A 666-nucleotide genomic window follows, 5' to 3' on the forward strand; every position below is an offset into this window, starting at 1 on the left:
AAGTGTGATTTTGATTGGTTGTGTCATAGAATGTTCCTCATTTCCTTTCCTGAAAATATAGAACTCAAAAGCTAGATTTTTCTTTCAACTAACTTTGTCTTTTTTGCTTCCCAGTGCGTGATGAATGCAATCGACGCCACAATAATCGCAGCGCCTAGCCACAAACGACCAGGAGGCACCCATCCAAAGACCATCCATCCAGCCAGCACATTTAAAGGCAGTTTAGCGTGATCGAAGGGTTGAACGAAGGAAGCGTCCGCAACTGCGTAAGCTTTCACAATCGCCCATTGCGCTAATGCTGTTAGTGCACCAGCAAAAAGAAGGATCAGCCAAATAGTCCAGTCATTAGGCATGGTAAAGCTTGGTATCGCTAGCACAATATTGAAAGGCGTGATCAGTAACAACAAGTAAACCACCATGGTAGACGGTGGATCGTTTACCGACATCTTTTTCACCATCAAAGAATACGCCGCCCAAAAGAAGGCCGCCCCAACAGGCAGTAGAGTTGCCCAAGTGAAGGAGTCTGACCACGGTTCTAAGATGATCATGGCACCGATAAAGCCAGTTAGTGTGGCAAGCCAGCGTGCGGTGCCCACTTTCTCTTTCAAGATAAGCCCTGAGCCTACGGTCGCAAACAGCGGAGAAGTCATTAGCAGCGCAATGCCT

Annotated in this window: 1 protein-coding gene; it reads right to left on the reverse strand. The window is 47.1% G+C overall.

The features are described 5' to 3' along the window. Positions 1–71: 71 nt before the first annotated feature. On the reverse strand, positions 72–666 hold a 595-nt coding region (locus R7Z50_RS27950; RefSeq protein WP_318149813.1), incomplete at its 5' end, for a DMT family transporter.

Source organism: Vibrio sp. 1249-1 (genome assembly GCF_033340495.1).